The 18,464-nt window shown below is 41.0% G+C and carries 21 protein-coding genes; 6 read left to right on the forward strand and 15 right to left on the reverse strand.

All coding sequences use genetic code 11. The features are described from left to right. Positions 1 to 110 precede the first annotated feature (110 nt). The 13 genes from DDV96_RS12615 to DDV96_RS12675 form a co-directional block, all read right to left on the reverse strand. Positions 111 to 341, reverse strand: a complete 231-nt coding sequence (locus tag DDV96_RS12615) for a DUF3820 family protein (protein ID WP_116695135.1) — start codon at positions 339 to 341, stop codon at positions 111 to 113. After that, positions 325 to 861, reverse strand: coding sequence for a DUF922 domain-containing protein (locus tag DDV96_RS12620; protein WP_116695136.1), 537 nt, complete (start codon positions 859 to 861; stop codon positions 325 to 327). The genes DDV96_RS12615 and DDV96_RS12620 overlap by 17 nt, the downstream gene beginning before the upstream one ends. A gap of 53 nt (positions 862 to 914) precedes the next feature. Beyond that, on the reverse strand, positions 915 to 1,319 hold the full coding sequence (locus DDV96_RS12625) for an OsmC family protein (RefSeq protein ID WP_116695137.1): 405 nt from the start codon (positions 1,317 to 1,319) through the stop codon (positions 915 to 917). Next, positions 1,316 to 3,223, reverse strand: coding sequence for a LysM peptidoglycan-binding domain-containing protein (locus tag DDV96_RS12630; RefSeq protein WP_116695138.1), 1,908 nt, complete (start codon positions 3,221 to 3,223; stop codon positions 1,316 to 1,318). The genes DDV96_RS12625 and DDV96_RS12630 overlap by 4 nt, the downstream gene beginning before the upstream one ends. Positions 3,224 to 3,275: 52 nt before the next feature. After that, a complete protein-coding gene (guaA, locus tag DDV96_RS12635) occupies positions 3,276 to 4,805 on the reverse strand; it encodes a glutamine-hydrolyzing GMP synthase (protein WP_116695139.1) in 1,530 nt (509 codons plus the stop codon). Between the two features lie 75 nt (positions 4,806 to 4,880). Beyond that, a complete protein-coding gene (locus DDV96_RS12640) occupies positions 4,881 to 5,906 on the reverse strand; it encodes an endonuclease/exonuclease/phosphatase family protein (protein WP_116695140.1) in 1,026 nt (341 codons plus the stop codon). Between the two features lie 2 nt (positions 5,907 to 5,908). Then, a complete protein-coding gene (locus tag DDV96_RS12645) occupies positions 5,909 to 6,781 on the reverse strand; it encodes a rhomboid family intramembrane serine protease (protein WP_116695141.1) in 873 nt (290 codons plus the stop codon). Positions 6,782 to 6,783: 2 nt separating this feature from the next. Next, entirely contained in the window at positions 6,784 to 7,518 is a 735-nt protein-coding gene (locus tag DDV96_RS12650) for a rhomboid family intramembrane serine protease (RefSeq protein WP_116695142.1), read from the reverse strand. Next, a complete protein-coding gene (mutL, locus tag DDV96_RS12655) occupies positions 7,519 to 9,369 on the reverse strand; it encodes a DNA mismatch repair endonuclease MutL (protein WP_116695143.1) in 1,851 nt (616 codons plus the stop codon). Then, a complete protein-coding gene (locus tag DDV96_RS12660; protein ID WP_116695144.1) occupies positions 9,370 to 9,651 on the reverse strand; it encodes a riboflavin synthase subunit beta in 282 nt (93 codons plus the stop codon). 137 nt (positions 9,652 to 9,788) lie between these two features. Beyond that, positions 9,789 to 10,550 (reverse strand): hypothetical protein, encoded by a 762-nt coding sequence (locus DDV96_RS12665; RefSeq protein ID WP_116695145.1) that lies wholly within the window; start codon positions 10,548 to 10,550, stop codon positions 9,789 to 9,791. A 24-nt stretch (positions 10,551 to 10,574) separates the two neighbouring features. Continuing rightward, positions 10,575 to 11,072 (reverse strand): 6,7-dimethyl-8-ribityllumazine synthase, encoded by a 498-nt coding sequence (gene ribH, locus DDV96_RS12670; protein WP_116695146.1) that lies wholly within the window; start codon positions 11,070 to 11,072, stop codon positions 10,575 to 10,577. Between the two features lie 9 nt (positions 11,073 to 11,081). Further along, on the reverse strand, positions 11,082 to 11,846 hold the full coding sequence (locus DDV96_RS12675) for a tetratricopeptide repeat protein (protein ID WP_116695147.1): 765 nt from the start codon (positions 11,844 to 11,846) through the stop codon (positions 11,082 to 11,084). 150 nt (positions 11,847 to 11,996) lie between these two features. Between DDV96_RS12675 and recF the strand changes: the two genes are divergently transcribed. The 4 genes from recF to DDV96_RS12695 all read left to right on the forward strand — a co-directional run bounded on the left by recF (position 11,997) and on the right by DDV96_RS12695 (position 15,222). Then, positions 11,997 to 13,076, forward strand: a complete 1,080-nt coding sequence (gene recF, locus DDV96_RS12680; protein WP_116695209.1) for a DNA replication/repair protein RecF — start codon at positions 11,997 to 11,999, stop codon at positions 13,074 to 13,076. Positions 13,077 to 13,146: 70 nt separating this feature from the next. Continuing rightward, entirely contained in the window at positions 13,147 to 13,569 is a 423-nt protein-coding gene (locus tag DDV96_RS12685) for a lipocalin-like domain-containing protein (protein ID WP_116695210.1), read from the forward strand. A 19-nt stretch (positions 13,570 to 13,588) separates the two neighbouring features. After that, positions 13,589 to 13,885, forward strand: coding sequence for a DUF721 domain-containing protein (locus DDV96_RS12690; protein WP_116695148.1), 297 nt, complete (start codon positions 13,589 to 13,591; stop codon positions 13,883 to 13,885). Between the two features lie 68 nt (positions 13,886 to 13,953). Then, positions 13,954 to 15,222 (forward strand): YCF48-related protein, encoded by a 1,269-nt coding sequence (locus DDV96_RS12695; RefSeq protein WP_116695149.1) that lies wholly within the window; start codon positions 13,954 to 13,956, stop codon positions 15,220 to 15,222. Between the two features lie 76 nt (positions 15,223 to 15,298). On the opposite strand, the gene DDV96_RS12700 is transcribed toward DDV96_RS12695, so the two are convergent. Then, a complete protein-coding gene (locus DDV96_RS12700; protein ID WP_116695150.1) occupies positions 15,299 to 15,718 on the reverse strand; it encodes a nucleoside-diphosphate kinase in 420 nt (139 codons plus the stop codon). Between the two features lie 61 nt (positions 15,719 to 15,779). Further along, positions 15,780 to 16,817 carry an alkaline phosphatase D family protein gene (locus DDV96_RS12705; RefSeq protein ID WP_116695151.1) on the reverse strand — a complete coding sequence of 346 codons (1,038 nt, stop codon included), beginning with the start codon at positions 16,815 to 16,817 and terminating at the stop codon, positions 15,780 to 15,782. 76 nt (positions 16,818 to 16,893) lie between these two features. Between DDV96_RS12705 and DDV96_RS12710 the strand changes: the two genes are divergently transcribed. Next, positions 16,894 to 17,916, forward strand: coding sequence for a DHH family phosphoesterase (locus DDV96_RS12710; RefSeq protein ID WP_116695152.1), 1,023 nt, complete (start codon positions 16,894 to 16,896; stop codon positions 17,914 to 17,916). Then, positions 17,906 to 18,460: a gliding motility-associated peptidyl-prolyl isomerase GldI gene (gene gldI, locus DDV96_RS12715; protein WP_116695153.1), complete on the forward strand. Its 555-nt coding sequence runs from the start codon at positions 17,906 to 17,908 to the stop codon at positions 18,458 to 18,460. The genes DDV96_RS12710 and gldI overlap by 11 nt, the downstream gene beginning before the upstream one ends. The last annotated feature ends 4 nt before the right edge of the window (positions 18,461 to 18,464 follow it).

An 18,464-nucleotide genomic window follows, 5' to 3' on the forward strand; every position in this document is an offset into this window, starting at 1 on the left:
AACCATAAAATAGATGGGGATTTGGCGGGATGGTTGCGTAAAAATTCGTTTAAATTTTTAGGGAAAACATAAGTTAAAATACAAAAAGCTAACTGTTTATTAGTTGTATTTTACTTTCTAATCAATTTTTTAAGCAATCCTTCCAAACCATTTAATTTAATCTCATACATTTCTTGCATTAGTTTACCCAACTTCCCATCGGGAAACCCCTTCTGCTTAAACCACACGTAATAATATTCAGGAATGTTGACCAAGTACTGCCCTTTGTATTTCCCAAAAGACATTTTATAATTGGCGAGTTCTTCCAAATGTTTTGGGTCGGGGTTATTTCCAGCGTTCATAGGCTCTCAATTGATTGGCTATTTTTTGTCGCCAGCGGTATTCTGCTGCTTTGTTTTTCGAGTGGTCGGTTTCCAAATCATATTGGTCTTGCAGGTTTTGCCGCTCCTGTTCCGTTTTTCGATATAATGCCTCTATTTTTTCTTTCACATTTTTTGAAAATTCAGCTTCAGCCAGACGTTTCCGCAAGATGCGGGCGTGCAGTTCTGAAATATCAAAATGGGTCTGCTCGTGTTTTAAAATATAATTTGATACCTTACCGGGCTTAAACCAAGATAACTGTGGGTAAAAATTACACGTTACGCTGTGTTGCATGGTTTGTTTGCCATTTTTTTCTGAATATGAAAAAGAAAATGCCATCCCGCTGTTGGCACTGGCCACAAAATTAGCCCCAGCTGGTGGTGTTCCTTTAAAATCGTCCCAAGTGAGCTGTTTTGTTTCGGTCCAAGGAATTTTTTCTTTATTTTCTTCCGAGGTAAGAAAAGAGAGTGTAAATAATAAAAGCGCAGCAAAAAGTTTCATAAAAATTAAAACGCAAATATCCTGCCTTTATTGAAACAGATTGAAAAAACGGCTTATCCCCAATTAAAGGTTATCACTTTTTCAATATCGGGATGTAAGCTGTGATGCACAGGACAGGTGTTAGCGGTTTTTTCAAGGATTTTTTGATGCTTGGTTTCTGAAATGGCCGGTAAATGAAAAACCAGTTCAATTTTGGAAATGCGCCGCGGGTTGCTGGCCATGGTTTTGGTCACGGTTGCCGTGCTTCCTTTTAAGTTAACTTGCAAATCATTGGCTTTAATGCCCATTACCGTAAGCATGCAATTTGCAAGGCCTGTGGCTACCGTATCGGTGGGTGAGAATGCTTCCCCCTTTCCGTGGTTGTCGGTTGGGGCATCGGTAATGTATGTGTTGCCCGATTTCAAGTGTTCGCATTCCGTTCGCAGATTACCAAGGTATGTTACTTTAGCTGTGCTCATTCGGCTTCTTTAAAATGAAGGTTCTCGTCGTATTTCACAATGTAAACCGCATTGTTTTGGTAACCGGAAAGTAATTTGTTGGTGTACTGAAATTTATTTTCAATGTATTCGGTCACAAAATCGTTTTCGCTGGCTTGGTACATATCTTCTGCCGAAGCCAACCGCAGCAATACATCGTACATAATATCAAAACCTCTTACCGCATACCGGTTGGGCAACACCCCATATTTATTTTTATAACTGATTAAAAACGGGTCTTTCTCGTTAAAGTCGTAATTCTTGTTGACCGACGGAAAGGTAAACTGCAAGTTGGCCAAGTGCATGTTCGACACGTCGTGATAGTCATACGCCTTGTTTTTTTCCAATGCCAGCAACCTAAGGTAATACGTATCGGGCATTCCGTTTAAAAGCCCCACCACATTGCTCACCAAAACCGGATCGCTGGAAGCGAGCACTACCCAGTTTTCCCGTTCGGCATCTACTTTTGCGGCAATATCGCGTTGGTACAAATAACCACCTTCCCGGGGCGATACCGTTTTTGCAGTTGGGATTTTTGAAAGGATACGCTGTTTTTCACCATTGTGTTTGGCATCGCTGATGACAATCAGGTTCCTGCCTGCGGCCTTTTCCACCAGATAATCCATCATACGGGTTTTTAACATCTCGTCGCTAGGTAACGTTTGGAACAGGTTGGGGTACATCCGTATTTCTTTATTGCTTAAAGGAGAAAAAACTGGGACATTCTTACCCCGCAACAAAGCAGCGGCTTTGTCAACGTTTTTACTTAGTAAGGGGCCAATAACCGCATCTATATCATTAAAACCAGAGCCTGAAACGATACTGCCCACTTTTGGTGCACTCCGCTCGGTATCAAACACTTTTAAATTTACTGAAATACCTTTGTCCTTAGCAAATTCGGTAGCCATAAGCACTCCGCTGTAAAAATCAAGGGCAATGCGCAATACTGAATTGGACTTCAATAATGCTGTATTCGCAGCGGTAGAATCGGAATCTGCTTCCCGGAGTTGAAACGGCAAAAGCACGGCCACATTTTTTACAGATCGGTTTGAAATATAATGCTCCAAGTTTACCGGAGTCGCTTTTTCAGAAACACCAACGGCATTTTCTTTTGGGATTTTTAAAATCATCCCATCTTTTAAACCATCTTTGGCGAACGGGTTCAGGGCAACGATTTCTTCTTCTGAAAGGCCCAACTTCACTTTTAGGCGGTAAAACCCTTCTTTGGGCTGTACTTCATACAAATCGTATTTTTCGTTGTCGATCGTTGCAGATGCTGTTGTTGAAACATCTGGAACGGTTAAAACCGTACCTATTGCAATGTTTTTGTCAAGCCCGGGATTGCGTTTTTTCAATTCGGCAATCGTGGTATTGTATTTTCTGGCGATGCCGTAAATGGTTTCTTTAGGCGCTACGGTATGGGTATTGGTGTCGGTATTTTCTGTAGTTTCAGGATCAGTAACAACCGTTGCTTTTTCTGAAACGGGAATACGGATTTTCTCGCCCTTTTTAAGCTGTCTTGAATACAGCTCCTTATTGTATTTCTTGATGGCTTCTTGCGTAACGTTATACTGTTGTGCAATGCTGAAAAGGGTTTCCCTGCGTTTTACGCGGTGCATTTTAAACTTCACATCACTAAACCCTGCACTCGATATCACATTTGAAGACCGTGGCAAAATAATAATGGTGTTGGCCCCTATGCCGTTTTTGGCATCGGGGTTTAAGCGGTAAATGGCATTTTCGGTGGTGTCGTATTGTTGGGCAATGCTGTAAACCGTTTCGCCCTTGGTCACCCGATGGCTTCTATACTGCTGTTGTTGCTGTGTAGCAACCCCACATCCTGTGTTGAGGAAGGAGATAATGAACAAAAAAATGAAATGCTTCAAAATGTTTGGTTTTTAAACACCCACAAGGCTTTTTAAAACCTTTTGGGATGGGTTATTCCCATTCAATGGTTGCCGGCGGCTTTGAACTAATATCGTACACTACTCTATTAACGCCTTTTACCCGGTTTATTATATGATTGCTCGTTTCCTGTAAAAATTCATAGGGTAAATTTACCCAATCTGCGGTCATGCCATCGGTCGATTCCACCGCTCTTAGTGCGACCACCTTTTCGTACGTTCGCTCATCGCCCATAACGCCGACACTTTGTACCGGCAGCAAGATGGCCCCAGCTTGCCATACTTTATCGTAAAGGTCCCATTTGCGCAACCCGTTGATGAAAATGGCATCTACTTCTTGTAATATACGAACTTTTTCGGCAGTGATATCGCCCAAAATACGAATGGCCAACCCAGGACCCGGGAACGGATGCCTTCCCAAGAGTTTTTTATCGATGCCCATTTCAGCCCCAACGCGGCGTACTTCATCTTTAAAGAGCATGCGCAAGGGTTCTACTACTTTGAGCTTCATAAAATCGGGCAAACCACCTACATTGTGGTGCGATTTAATGGTTACCGAAGGCCCGTTGACCGAAACACTCTCAATAACATCGGGATAAATAGTACCCTGCGCCAACCAATCTACATCTTCCACTTGGTGGGCTTCATCATCAAACACTTCAATAAAGGCGTTGCCAATGGCTTTGCGTTTCAATTCGGGGTCGCTAACATCTTTTAAAGCTTCCAAAAAGCGTACCGAAGCATCGACACCTTTAACGTTCAAGCCCATGTCTTTATATTGCGACAGAACATCACTGAATTCGTTTTTCCGAAGCAAACCATTGTTCACAAAAATACAGTACAGGTTTTTGCCAATTGCTTTATGCAATAAAATAGCCGCGACTGTTGAATCTACACCGCCACTTAGGCCCAAAACCACTTTGTCGTCGCCCAACTGTTCTTTAAGGGCGTCGACTGTCGTGTCAACAAACGCTGCGGGCGTCCAGCTTTGTTCAATACCTGCAATATGAACCAAAAAGTTTTCCAGCAGTTGTTTGCCATCGGTGGTGTGATATACCTCTGGGTGAAACTGAATGCCATAGATTTGTTGTCCATCCACTCGGTAGGCAGCGTTCAACACATCTGGTGTACTGGCTAAACGGATGCCGTTTTCAGGTAGTTTTGCAATGGTATCGCTATGGCTCATCCATACCTGTGTGCCTTCTTGTATGTTTTTGAAAAGTGGCTCTTCGGCTTTTATCATGGAAAGTTTTGCGCGACCATATTCCCTGATATTGGAAGGTGCTACACTGCCTCCGTTAAAATGGGCAAGGTATTGCGCTCCATAACATACGGCCAAGATGGGGAATTTCCCCTTTATTCGGGATAAATCGGGATGTGGCGCATCTTCGGCGCGGGTAGAAAAGGGACTGCCCGAAAGGATTACGGCTTTAAATTCATCTAAACTTTCTGGAATGTTGTGATAAGGATGGATCTCGCAGTAAATGTTCAACTCTCGCACACGTCGTGCTATTAGCTGTGTGTACTGCGAACCAAAATCTAAAATAAGGACGTTGTTTTGCATAGGCAAAAATAATTGAAAAATAAGGTTAGGAAAACCTTATCCTTGTTTTTTTACAAAATTTTAAAGGTTCCATCTTCACTCCCAACCCAAGGTTGCACTTACCGGAAAATGATCTGAAAACGATTGGTCCATCGTTTTGAAGCTCAATACTTCAAAATCATTGCTGCTCAGGATAAAATCGATTCGCATGGGGTAAAAGTCAAACTTAAAGGTCGTGCCAATACCATTGCCCTGTTTTAAAAAGGCATCTTGCATATTGGCGGTCATTTTTTTATAAATATAAGAAAAAGATGTATTGTTGAAATCGCCCATAACCATAGTTTTATATGGGGTTTTTGCTTTGTGTTCTTTAATTTCAGCTATTTGTCCTTCCTGTTTTACAAACGCATCGGTAATCCGTTTTCGCAATCTGGTTTTATCATTTTCCTGTAAGTAACTCACCCTGGGCTTTATGCCCATAGACTGTAAGTGCACGTTATAGACCCGAAGTGTGTCGTCATTTTTAACGATATCTGCGTAAATGGCATTGTTGGATGTTTCAGAAAAATTAAATGCTCCTTTATGTATAATGGGAAACTTTGAAAAAATAGCATGGCCCAATTTATTCTTCTCTTTAAAATTTATATACTGATAAGGATATTCAGAAAAATCTACTTTATTTTGAATGTAATACTCTTGTACCGAAATAACATCAGGCTTTTCTTTTTTTAGAATCTCGGAAAAGGTTTTTGATACGTCTTCAGAAGCTGGGTTATCTTCGTATGCATTGAACAACCGCACATTATAGGAAAGCACGGTGATTGTTTTTTTGTATGCTGAACTGTTCCCTTCAGAAGAAATTTCAAAAAAAGGATTGAAATACATATATGCTACGACCAAGATTATTGCCGAAAGCAAGAATTTACGTTTTAGCCTTACCAACCAATATACCGCAAAAAGAAGGTTCAATACAATTAAAGGCGAAACCAACAGGCTCAATAACGAAAGGGTGGGGAATTTTGAAGGTGGCAAATAAGGCAGCACAAACGATAGCAACAGTAAAAACGCAACAAACGAATTGCCCCAGAAAACTATTTTAGTAACGCATCCCTCTTTTTTCACTATCAATCGTCTTTACCGGCTTTAAAAAGGAAGTCCTTTTCGGCTTTGGTTAAACTATCGTAACCGCTTTTACCAATTTTATCCAAAATAGCGTCTATTTTCTTTTGGTTGGCATCTTTTTGGGCATCTGTGGTGCGTTTTGTGGTCGTTTTCCTGTTTCGGTGCACTTTAGTAAATGGTTTTTTCTTTTTGGGCTTGAACATATTCCCTACCCAATCGATCATATTTTCGAACCATTTGCCAATGTCGTTCCCTTTTTGAAGCTGCTGCGCATAAACAAACCCGAAGATGGCGCCGCCAATGTGGGCTAAGCGGCCACCGGCATTGTCGCTATTGGGTAATAACACCAAATCGAGCAACACCAAGACCAATGCAATATGCCATAATTTTATACGGAACCTGAAGATCATCACTTCGGTATTGGGCGTATAGGTGGCAATAAAAACCATTATGGCCGTAACCGCTCCCGAAGCGCCTATTAACCCGGCACTGCTTCCTTTTAAGGCAGGAAAAACATTATGGGTCGCCACGTAGAGCACCCCCCCAAAAAAGGCCCCTAACAAATAAACGGTCAGAAATCGCTTTTCACTGAACAGGTTCAACACAAAACGCCCAAACCAATACAGCCACAGCATATTGAAAAGTATATGAAAAAATCCAAAATGCAAGAACGCATAAGTTAACAACGACCAAGGCTGCAACAGGACACTGCCGAAACCTTCGGGCAGCACAAACCATTGGGTAAGCTGTCCCGGGGCCATCCCCATAAAAAAGGCCATTAGGCGAACGGCCAAGAAAATGACCGCATTGATAACGATCAGTTTTATGACGATGCTCGATGTTTTAAATTGGTATGTGAGGTTATTAGTATCCATAATCAGTCCCAACGGGTTGAATCGAAACTATTTTTTTTCCAGTAATAGGCCATGATAAAACCAAACAAAGCCCCTCCAATGTGTGCCCAATGGGCTATCCCAAATGGCGAGCCCGTTATTCCGAAGAACAGGTCGCCCAAAATGATCAACGGGATAAAATATTTCGCCTTGATGGGGATGGGCAAAAATATGAGCATCAACTCGATATTTGGGAACATTAACCCAAAGGCGACGAGTATGCCGTAGATCGCTCCAGAAGCTCCAACGGCAGGGGTATTGAAATTATTATACAAGGTCTGTATGGTTTCTTTTGAAACACTTTCCAAAATGCGCGAATTGTACTGCCCGGTTTCCACCAAGGTCATTATTTGCGATTGGTCCATCCCTGCGGCAAGCAAGGCATCGTAGCCGCTGTGTATTTGAAAATAATTCACCAGCGTATGGATTAAAGCCGCACCAAAACCTGCGGAAAAGTAGAAAAACAAAAACTTTTTCTGTCCCCATCGCATTTCCAAAGGCGAGCCAAAGGCCCACAACGCATACATATTGAACAGTATATGCATAAAATTGCCGTGCATGAACATATGCGTAAGCGGCTGCCAAATCTGGAAATTAGGGTTTTCAAAATAATATAGTGAAAACAGCCTGTACGAGATATCGCTCGAAAGCAACGTGCCGATAAAGCAAATTACGTTTATAATGATTAAAACCTTAACGGTTTCGGTTATTCTTCCCATTTACATAAATTTTTTATCAAAGTCGTTGGCATCCAAAGTTACCAAAACCGGCCTGTTGCCGGGCGACACACTGGGTTCTTTGCACGCAAACAATTGGTGCACCAAATGCAATTGCGCTTCCTGCTTTAACGGCGTACCGGTTTTTACCGCCATGCTTTTTGCCATGCTTTTTGCCAGCAGGTCGTTTTGGCTAAAACCAGCATCGGGCACTTCTTCTTTAACATCTTTTACCAGCTGCGTCAACACCTGCTCTACTTGGCTTTCGGCAATTGAAACCGGGATGCCGCTAATTTCAACACAGCCGTTTTTTATTTGCGAAAAAACAAAACCGGTGTGTTCCAACTGTTCTTTTAAATCTTCCAAAAATACTAAATCGGGATTTGAAAAGCTTAATTGAAGCGGAAATAACAATTGTTGGCTCACGGCTTCTTGCACGGTTATGTTTTTCAGCAATTCTTCATATAGAATTCGTTGGTGTGCCAAATGTTGATGCACCACCAACATCCCACTTTTAATGGGACTAATGATGTATTTGTTCTGAAGCTGAAACGTAACGCGTAGGTTTTCTTCTTGATCGGTTTCAAAAAGACTTCCGGACACTTGCTCACTTTCAAACTCGATGCTATCATCTTGATCTACAACTGTTGTTTCATCTTTTAAACCTGCATATAAGGATTCCCAAGAAGCTGCATTTTTTTTCTCCCGTTTAAACGGAAAAATGATGTTTTTTTGTTTTGGCTCGTTTTTAAAAGGGTTAAAACTCCGGTCCACATCGATGGTGGGCGCCACGGGCGATTTTTTGCTGTATTCGTAAGGCGTATCAAAACCGGTGTCTTTTTCAAAATCGAGCACCGGGGCAATACTAAACTGTCCCAAACTGTGCTTTATAGTCGCGCGGAGCATCGCATAAATAGCGTGCTCGTCATCAAATTTTATTTCGGTTTTGGTGGGATGTATGTTAATATCGATGCTTTTGGTATCGACTTCCAAAAAGAGAAAGTACCCGGGATGGGCACCGTCTTTCAACAAGCCTTCAAAGGCGGCATTGACGGCGTGGTGCAAATAAGCGCTTTTTATAAAGCGGTCATTAACAAAGAAAAACTGTTCGCCCCTGCTTTTTTTGGCATATTCGGGCTTGATAACGAAACCATCGATTTTTAGCATTTCGGTTGCTTCGGAAACAGGAACGAGTTTTTCGTTCATTTTGCTTCCGAAGATATTCACGATACGTTGCCGTTTGTTGCTGGCAGGAAGGTTGAATACATCGCTGCCATTGTGCATCATGATAAATTCCACTTGCGGATGCGCCAAAGCCACCCGATGGAACTCATCGATAATGTGGCGGGTTTCCACATTGTTGCTTTTAAGGAAATTGCGCCGCGCCGGAATGTTGTAAAACAGGTTTTTTACTGAAATGGTCGTGCCTTTGGCAACCACTTCAGGCTCTTGTTGGGTCACTTCGCTGCCTTCAATAGTGATTTTAGTACCGATTTCGGCATCTTCGGTTTTTGTTTTTAACTCCACGTGGGCAATGGCGGCGATAGAAGCCAACGCCTCGCCACGGAAGCCTTTGGTGTGCAGATTAAAGAGATCGTCTGCCGACTTGATTTTTGAAGTGGCGTGCCGTTCAAAGCTCAAACGGGCGTCGGTGGTGCTCATCCCAATCCCGTTGTCAATGACCTGGATTAATGTCTTTCCAGCATCTTTTACCACCAATTTAATGGACGTGGACTGTGCGTCGATGGCGTTTTCCAATAGTTCTTTTACCACAGAGGCCGGGCGTTGCACCACTTCTCCCGCGGCTATTTGATTGGCGACGTGATCTGGTAAAAGTTGAATGATGTCGGTCATTTAATAAAAAATTGACAAGTCAAAATCGATAATGTAGAGGAAAATAAAGATTAAAATAGCGGCTATCAACAAAATGGTACGATTGGCACGGCGGTCTTTTGATTGCCTAAGCTCTTCCCAAGCAGTGGTGAATTTGCTTTTTAAACCCGAATTGCCACCCACGGTCGTCCTGTACTCATCAAACTTGTGTTTCATGCTGTACGGGCTCCCTTCGCCATCATGCTTGTAATAGCGGGGACTGTAATCAAACTTTTTGTTCTTTCGTGACTTTAATATTCCCATAATCCTTGAGTTTCAAATGTACTTAAAATACTGCAGTTTTTGAAGCATGTTTACTTCAATTGTGATTTTCGCAATATCCATACCATTCTATGTGAAATTGTTTAAGAGAAAAGGATTATAGAGAAATAAAGGTTAGATTAATTGTAAATATATTCTGCAGTGTTTGATTCTATCTCGCTAGATCCTTCAGATATAATCAATGTCCTTTTAATCGGAAGATTTTCATTTGAATACTCGTATTCCCAAGTTTGTTTATACACATCGTTTCCCTGACCATTTTTTTCTTCTTCACCAACAATATTTCCACCAAGAGAATTGTTGGTGCGGTAAAAGAAGTAATTGATGGGTTTTAAGTTTTTATCAGGTCGAAATTTATTATCGTACCTATAATGGGTTACATTCTCTCCACCTATAAACTGAGAAGTGGCTAAATTCCCATCTTCATCATACGTAAAGGTCTCCCTGTCTGTTGAGATTAATTGGTTTTTAGAATTAAAGGTATAATTCCCTATCTCATCAGGGGTAGTGTTGTCGTTATAAAAAACCTCTTTTTTAGAACGCCTATTATTTGAATCATATTTATAGACAGTACGTTGATTTAATGTACCGTTCAGTTTAAACCTTTCTTCTACAATATTATTTTCATCGTCATAAAAGAATTCAACTTTATTTGAACCAAAATCTATTTTTCTAACATAATTATCCCCATCAGTATTATAAGTTACCGTATATTCTATTTTAGCTTCACCGTAAAGTTTTTCTTCAATATTAACGCTTCTTAAAACCGTGTTAGTTTCTTCATTAGAATCAACCGGAGCATCATCAGAACTACACGAAAGTATAATAAAAGATAAACTGAGTATATAAAATATTTTTATACGTGAATTTGTAACAATCATTTTGAAAGCAAGTAAATGGTGATCTTAAAACCTCGCATCTTTACGCAATTGGGCCATTTTTATGGCCGCTATGGCTGCTTCACTACCTTTGTTGCCGTGTTTGCCCCCGCTGCGGTCTATAGATTGTTGCATCGTGTTATCGGTCAATACACAGAAAATAACGGGAATATCGCTTTGCACGTTTAAATCCTTTATGCCTTGGGTTACGCCATCGCACACAAAATCGAAGTGCTTGGTTTCGCCTTGAATCACGCTTCCTATAGCGATTACTGCATCGAGCATATCGTAACTTTGCTGCATTTTTTTACAGCCGTAAATCAATTCAAAACTTCCGGGAACGTTCCACCGGACAATATTTTCCTTTACGCCGCCACAATCTAAAATAGTATCGAAAGCACCTTGAAACAGGCCTTCGGTTATATTGTTGTTCCATTCTGAAACAACAATCCCAAACCGAAAGTCTTTCGCGTTTGGGATTGTTGCTTTATCGTAGTGCGATAAATTTTTATTTGCTGTCGCCATACTGTTGCATTATTCTGTTCCTTCAGCCTGACCTATATACAGGTCTGCTTTTTTAGCTTCTGCGGCATTAGGGTAGGCTTCACTTATTTTTTTGAAATGCTTCATAGCCACATCTTTCTTGCCCAATTGCAAGGCGGTAATGCCGGCTTTTAGCAGAAAACGCGGAGCAGTCAACTCATTATCGCGCATCTTGGCAGCTTCTTCGTAATATTTTAACGCTTCTTCGTTTTGTTCCAATTGTACAAAGGCATCACCAATAGCTCCTTTTGCAATGGGTGCCAAAAAGGCATCGTCACTGCTAAAATTGTCCAGATGGTCAATCGCCTCTTGGTACTTATTGGTGTTCAAATAGGCCATCCCTGCATAATAGTTGGCAAGGTTTCCGGCATCGGTACTTCCGTAGTTGTCTATAATATCGATAAAACCATATTTACCCTGTCCACCGTTCAAGGCCAAATTGTAGAGCGAATCTTTGGGCCCAGCCGTAAGTGCCATTTCGTAATAAGATTGTGCTTGGAACATTTCGTTCATGGCTTCGGCCTCTTTGGGTTTTTGGATAAACTGCTCGTAAGCAAGGTACCCCAACACGCCAATGGCGATGATCCCAACGATGCTCAATATATATTTTTGGTTTTTTTCTACCCATGCCTCGGTCCTGGAAGCACCTTCGTCCAGAGAGCCAAATACTTCAGCTGTTGTGCTTTGTTCTTCAATTGCTTCTTGCTTTTCGGCTTTGGTCTTGGGTTTATATCCGCGTTTTTTGTACGTTGCCATAGTCTTGGTTTAATGATGGGCAAAAATAAAATTTTTAATGGAATTTAAAAGGGAATTTATTTAGTATTTTATAATATTTTGTGCGGGTTTTTTCAGAATTTTGCTGAAGATCGCCCACGGAAACCAAAAATACGCAACTTACTTATAATTATGGTCTTAGAATCGCTTTCCTTACTGAATTATAAAAATTTTGATGCTGTTACGTTTCAAATGGATCCCAAAATCAACTGTTTTACAGGCCATAACGGCGTAGGAAAGACCAACGTATTGGATGCAATTTACCATCTTTCCTTCGGAAAAAGCTATTTTAACCCCATTACCAGCCAAAACATAAAACACGGTACCGATTTTTTTGTGATTGAAGGAGATTACACAAAAAACGACCGACCTGAAAAAATTATCATCAGTGCCAAGCAAGGTCAGAAGAAAATGATTAAACGCAATGGGAAGGCTTATGAAAAATTCAGTGAACACATTGGGTTTTTGCCGTTGGTGATTATTTCGCCTGCAGACCGCGACCTTATTATCGAGGGCAGCAGCACGCGACGAAAGTTTATGGACGGGGTGATTTCGCAAGGTGACCCGCAATACCTCGACACCTTATTAAAATACAACAAGACCCTGGCGCAGCGAAATTCGTTACTGAAATATTTTGCCGCCAACAACACCTTTAACCAAGACACCCTTTCCATATATAACGAACAGCTTCATGAGTTTGGGACGCTTCTGTTCGGGAAACGGGCTGCATTTTTAAAAGAGTTCACTCCTATTTTCCTGAAACGGTACCAATCGATAAGCAGCGGAACCGAAACCGTTGGGCTGGAATACAAAAGCCAATTGCACAACAACGACTTACTCAGCTTATTACAGGCGAACATTTCAAAAGACAAAATCACGCAGTACACCAATTTCGGCATCCATAAAGACGACCTTGTTTTTGAAATTGACGGCCATCCCATTAAAAAATTTGGATCGCAAGGACAACAAAAATCGTACTTGATTGCCTTGAAACTGGCACAATTCGATTTTATAAAAGCACAAAGCAAGGTTAACCCCATTTTGTTGTTGGACGATATTTTCGACAAATTGGACGAGCAGCGCGTGCAGCACATTATACAATTGGTGGACGATGAAAATTTTGGGCAGTTGTTCATTAGCGACACCCACGCAGACCGAACAGAGGCCGTGATAAAAAAAGTACACCAAACGTATAAAATGTTTCCGCTTTGATGCTTATAGGATACATTTCAAATTACAAATGTTCAAATTACAAACCGCAATTTTCAAATTTCAAAAACACATGTTTAAAAACGTTATAACAGCAGTAATCGCTACAGTACTCATTTCCTGTTCACAACAGTCGCCCGAAGAGCAATTGCAGCATCTTTCTGGGTATTGGGAGATCGAGTCTGTGGAATTTCCAGATGGTTCCAAAAAAGAATACAGCATAAGCACGACCATCGATTACATAGAAATGGACGGCACTCAAGGCATCCGTAAAAAAGTGCATCCACGATTGGACGGAACGTTTAAGGTAACCAAAGACGCCGAAAGCTTTACGGCAAAAATAGAGCAAGACAGTTTACAGCTGTATTACAAAACCCCATACCACGATTGGAAAGAAACGGTTTTACTGGCCAAAGACAGCACCTTGCACGTGTTAAACAAAGAGGGGAACATCTATAAATACAAAAAGTTCAGTATCTTTAATTTTAACGAATAACCAATAAAAGAACATAGTTTTGGCAAAAAGAAATCGGGAAGAAAGCACCTTGCGCGATGTCATTAAAGATTTTATCGAGGCCAACCGCCTGCAACAAGGCCTGGACAGAGTTTCGGTAAAAGAGGCTTGGCACAATGTCATGGGCAATGCCATTTCAAAGTACACCACGACCTTAAAATTGGAGCGCGAAGTTTTGTATGTGCAATTGAGTTCTTCGGTATTGCGGGAAGAATTGAGTTATGGGAAAGAAAAAATAATAAAACTGGTCAATGAAGAATTAGGAAAAGAGCTGATAAAAAAATTGGTTTTAAGGTAAACTAAATCATTTTTCTTGCTATTTTGTTTGAATATCAGTAGTTTTAATAATGAATTACAAATATTATTATGAAAAACTTATTGCTTTTTGTTATATCCTTGCAGTGTTGTTTTGCTTTTTCACAAGAAAACTGGAATTACCTACCAATTGAGTTATCCAATAATTATTATGGTGCCATTTGCCCAATAGATGAAAACGTTGTCCATGTTGTTACAGACAATGGTATTTTTCTAAAAACTGAAAATGGTGGTGAAAACTGGACACAATTTGATAGTGGTGTAGATGAAATTTTCCTTGATATAGAATTTGACGGCTCCAATAATGGGTACGCGGTTGGAGACAATGGTAACGTTTTAAAAACCACAAATGCTGGGGAAACCTGGTCTTTGTTATCTTCAGGCACCACAGAAACCATTTTTTCTCTTGCCATTAATGCTCCTAACAGTATATGGATGGTTGGGGATAATGGTGTTGTTTTACATTCTACAGATGGTGGGAATTCTTGGATTATAAACACTTCTTTGACTTCTGAAAAATTAAACAGCATTCAATTTAAAGACGAAAATATTGGCTATATAGCCGGAGAAAATGGCGCTTTGTTCTATACAGAAAATAGTGGGGCTAATTGGGAGGAGCTTACAACACCTTCTGCTGATGATTTCTTTGCAATTTCAGTTACCGAAAACTATGTGAGTTTACTTTCTGGATCAAGTAATGGATATAATGATTCTATACACTATGAAGCATATAGCGGTTATAGAAGCTATAACAATATAGACTGGACAGCTTTTTATATTGAAAATCCAGAATCTGGAGTCGCTGATATTACCTTTTATAGTGATTACAATGCTTTTTCAATAAGTTCAGTTGCTTTACTATGTGACTGTTGTTATGTTTGGATTGAAAAAACCAATGATGGTGGCTATAGTTGGGAATATAGCTTAGACGAAGAAACCAACAGTGCCAACTGTCATGCTAATAGTGGTTACGCAGATATCAGTTTTGCTTCTGAAGAAGTTGGCTATGTGCTTTTAGGACAGTATATTCTAAAAACTCCGTACGATCCTGTTGCTGGAATAGAAGATTTCTATAATATTGATGCTTTTACTATATATCCCAACCCAATTGTTAACGATACATTTAAACTTACCTTCGATATTCCTATTCACGAAGGGTTTGCTTTAGAAATTATGGATATAAACGGCAGGAAAATTTTCCAGACAGATGATTTAAAGAAAACAAATACCATACGTATTTCAGAAAGTTCAGCTGCAATTTATTTTGTAAAACTTTTAAACGAAGGAAACATGGTTGCCGTTAAAAAGATAGTTAAATAATAGAGAAAATAGTGTAAGAAGAAATTAAAAAAGCCGCTAAAAAAGCGGCTCTTGCAGTTAAATAAAGTGTACCAACTTAAAAAATCTCCCTTCCCGCAAAGTGGAACTGACTTTCAATCTCGGCATTTTCGTCGCTATCACTTCCGTGCACGGCATTTTCGCCAATAGAAGCCGCGTATAATTTACGGATGGTGCCTTCGGCTGCTTCCTCTGGGTTTGTTGCGCCTATCAACGTACGGAAATCTTCCACAGCATTGTCTTTTTCCAACACAGCGGCAACGATGGGCCCGCGCGTCATATATTCTACCAATTCGCCGTAAAACGGACGTTCTTTGTGCACGGCATAAAATTCCTTGGCATCTGCTGTGGTCATTTGCGTTAGTTTCATCGCTACAATCTTAAAGCCCGAAGCGGTAATTTTTTCAAGTATAGCGCCAATGTGTCCTTTTTCAACACTATCGGGCTTTAACATGGTAAACGTTCTATCTGTTCTCATGGTGTTTTCAAATTTTGGGCAAAAGTAGCTAATTCAAAAACAAATACAAGCAAATTACCGTTTAATATTGTTGGGTGTATTGTTCCAACAATTCATTGTTTTTGCCCCTTATTTCAAACGTAACCCGTTCTTGGGCAAAATCGAAGTACAGCACGCCAAAATTAAGCTGTTTGGTCCCTTCCCCTATTCTGTACGGGTTGATGTCCATGGGTGTTCCCGGCCACGTGTGGGTTAATCCGCTGCTGGTAAAATCGACTAAGGGAGCATCCAGCCCGGCAGTTTTGTTTACAGAAACCTCCGCATGGTGCCGGTCGCCGCTAAGTATTAAAATATTGTTTGCTTTGGTATTTTGTAAGGTTTTGTACATCTTTTTCACTTCGGAAGGGTGGTTCGCCCATTTTTCAAACCCGTGCTGGTTGCTCAAAAACTGAATACTGCTCACGATCACGGTAAAGTTGGGCGTGTCATCTTGCAATTGCCTTGCAAGCCACTTCCATTGTTCGGCGCCCAAAATGCTTCCGCCCCTGCCTTCTTCCCACGGAATATAACGTTCGTAATTGTTCTCCGGGTTTGGGTTTTCTTTTAACGGCCCCCTAAAATATCGGGTGTCCAACAAAATCACTTTTACACTCCCAGCATCGGTAGTAAAAGTTTGTGCATGGTACACGCCTTCCCGCTTGCGCCGCGGATCATTTTTGGGCAATTGCAGGAAATCGAGAAACACTTGTTGGGCTTCTTCTTTTTTGTGCCATTCCTTGCCGGCATCGTTTTTTCCGTAGTCGTGATCGTCCCAAGTGCCAATGATAGGTGTGTTTTTGACCAGTTCTTGATAACCGGTATTGGCCCACACCTTATCGTAATCGGCTGCCATTTTCTCCATATCATCGGTATCGCTGTACACATTATCGCCACCCCAGATAAACACGTCGGGCTGGGTATTGATTATGGGTTTCCAAAGCGGCTGTTCGCGGTCTTGGTCGTTACAGCTCGCAAAAACCATGGTAAAAGGTTCAGGTTTAGTTTCTGAAGAAGCAACTTGCTGCGTTTGTTTACAAGCTGTAAGCGTTAAAAAAGCCAGTAAAAAAGCTATTTTGTTCATCGGTGTATTTTTTTTCGGTTTCAAAAATAAAGAAACTATTAAAGTAACGTGCTATTAAATTGTATCTTCGCAGTATATGAATACTGAATTTATTGAACACGTAAAAAAATTACTTGCCAGCCCCCAAAAAATAGTGGTCGTTGGCCATAAAAACCCCGATGGTGATGCTGTGGGCGCCTGCTTGGGGTTGTCTTTTTTTCTGAACAGGCTGGGCCACAAGACCAATGTGATCATGCCCAATGATTTTCCCGATTTTTTAAAATGGCTCCCAGGTTGCGACGACGTTATAATACACGATGCCGAAATCGATAAAAGCATTGCCACCATTAACAATGCCCACGTGATTTTTACCTTAGACTTCAACGCATTGAACCGAACAGGAAACATGCAGCAGTTTCTAGAAGATTGCGATGCGAAGTTTGTCATGATAGATCACCACCAAGAACCTGATGATTATGCGGTGGCCACGTACAGTGACACTTCTATGAGCTCTACCTGCGAGATGGTCTATCATTTTATCGATGCCATGGACGAACTGGCCGCGCTATGCGTAGAAGTTTCCACACACTTGTACACCGGGATTATGACCGACACCGGTTCGTTTCGGTTTCCGTCCACTACGGCTACAACCCACCGGGTCATTGCCCATTTAATTGAAATGGGGGCCGACAACTCCAAAATACACGAGCAAGTTTACGATGTTAATAGCCCCGACCGTATGAAGTTGCTGGGCGTCGCTTTAAAAAACCTCAACATTATGCCCGAATACCATACGGCATACATAACCCTTTCGCAAAAAGAACTGGACCAGCATAATTTTAAAAAAGGCGATACCGAAGGTTTTGTAAATTATGCCCTTTCGGTAAAAGGAATAAAATTTGCGGTCATTTTCATAGAAAACAAACAGGAGAACATCGTAAAAATGTCGTTGCGGAGTAAAGGGGATTTTTCGGTAAACACCTTGGCACGGGAACACTATCAAGGTGGCGGACACACCAATGCCGCCGGCGGGAGGAGCACCCAATCCATGTCCAAAACCATTAGTGAATTTATTAGTATATTGCCTCAATATAAAAATGAACTTACAGATGCTTCATAAATTAGCTTCTTTGTGCATAATTTTATTTCTTGCTTTTTCCTGTAAAGGGCCAGAAGCACGACGGCCGGTGCAGCAATCATCTGGTACGTTCATAAAAGAATCTGCCCAGCGAAACAAAGCCCTGTATGCTGAAGAGCAACAGCGCATCAAATCCATTATTGAAGCTGACACAACAACAGATTACCTTACTTCAGAAAGTGGTTTTTGGTATTATTACAACACCAAAGACAGCACTGCAGCACCCAAACCCGAGTTGGGCGACGAGGTCACTTTCACCTACAACATTAAAGCGTTAGACGGAAAAACCATCCTTTCCGCAACAGAAACAGGCCTGCAGCACTACAAAGTAGACCAAACCAATCAAGATTTGATTTCTGGCCTGCGCGATGGCATAAAATTAATGCAGGAAGGCGAAACCGTAACCTTTATATTCCCTTCATACAAAGCGTATGGATACTACGGAATAGAAAACAAATTGGGCACAAACATCCCCGTAAAAAGCACCGTAACCTTAAAAACAATCAAACAAAACCAAGAAAATTGAACAA

It is taken from the genome of Marixanthomonas spongiae (assembly GCF_003095375.1).
GTDB classification, from domain to species: Bacteria; Bacteroidota; Bacteroidia; order Flavobacteriales; family Flavobacteriaceae; genus Marixanthomonas; species Marixanthomonas spongiae.

Bases quoted from the DNA above. Each gene is read 5' to 3' on its own strand.
- mutL (WP_116695143.1), bottom strand. From the start codon at position 9,369: ATGACCGACATCATTCAACTTTTACCAGATCACGTCGCCAATCAAATA.
- DDV96_RS12620 (WP_116695136.1), bottom strand. From the start codon at position 861: ATGAAACTTTTTGCTGCGCTTTTATTATTTACACTCTCTTTTCTTACC.
- ribH (WP_116695146.1), bottom strand. From the start codon at position 11,072: ATGGCGACAGCAAATAAAAATTTATCGCACTACGATAAAGCAACAATC.
- guaA (WP_116695139.1), bottom strand. From the start codon at position 4,805: ATGCAAAACAACGTCCTTATTTTAGATTTTGGTTCGCAGTACACACAG.
- DDV96_RS12710 (WP_116695152.1), top strand. From the start codon at position 16,894: ATGAATACTGAATTTATTGAACACGTAAAAAAATTACTTGCCAGCCCC.
- DDV96_RS12665 (WP_116695145.1), bottom strand. From the start codon at position 10,550: ATGATTGTTACAAATTCACGTATAAAAATATTTTATATACTCAGTTTA.
- DDV96_RS12645 (WP_116695141.1), bottom strand. From the start codon at position 6,781: ATGGATACTAATAACCTCACATACCAATTTAAAACATCGAGCATCGTC.
- DDV96_RS12615 (WP_116695135.1), bottom strand. From the start codon at position 341: ATGAACGCTGGAAATAACCCCGACCCAAAACATTTGGAAGAACTCGCC.
- gldI (WP_116695153.1), top strand. From the start codon at position 17,906: ATGCTTCATAAATTAGCTTCTTTGTGCATAATTTTATTTCTTGCTTTT.
- DDV96_RS12650 (WP_116695142.1), bottom strand. From the start codon at position 7,518: ATGGGAAGAATAACCGAAACCGTTAAGGTTTTAATCATTATAAACGTA.
- DDV96_RS12625 (WP_116695137.1), bottom strand. From the start codon at position 1,319: ATGAGCACAGCTAAAGTAACATACCTTGGTAATCTGCGAACGGAATGC.
- DDV96_RS12695 (WP_116695149.1), top strand. From the start codon at position 13,954: ATGAAAAACTTATTGCTTTTTGTTATATCCTTGCAGTGTTGTTTTGCT.
- DDV96_RS12660 (WP_116695144.1), bottom strand. From the start codon at position 9,651: ATGGGAATATTAAAGTCACGAAAGAACAAAAAGTTTGATTACAGTCCC.
- DDV96_RS12705 (WP_116695151.1), bottom strand. From the start codon at position 16,817: ATGAACAAAATAGCTTTTTTACTGGCTTTTTTAACGCTTACAGCTTGT.
- DDV96_RS12685 (WP_116695210.1), top strand. From the start codon at position 13,147: ATGTTTAAAAACGTTATAACAGCAGTAATCGCTACAGTACTCATTTCC.
- recF (WP_116695209.1), top strand. From the start codon at position 11,997: ATGGTCTTAGAATCGCTTTCCTTACTGAATTATAAAAATTTTGATGCT.
- DDV96_RS12675 (WP_116695147.1), bottom strand. From the start codon at position 11,846: ATGGCAACGTACAAAAAACGCGGATATAAACCCAAGACCAAAGCCGAA.
- DDV96_RS12700 (WP_116695150.1), bottom strand. From the start codon at position 15,718: ATGAGAACAGATAGAACGTTTACCATGTTAAAGCCCGATAGTGTTGAA.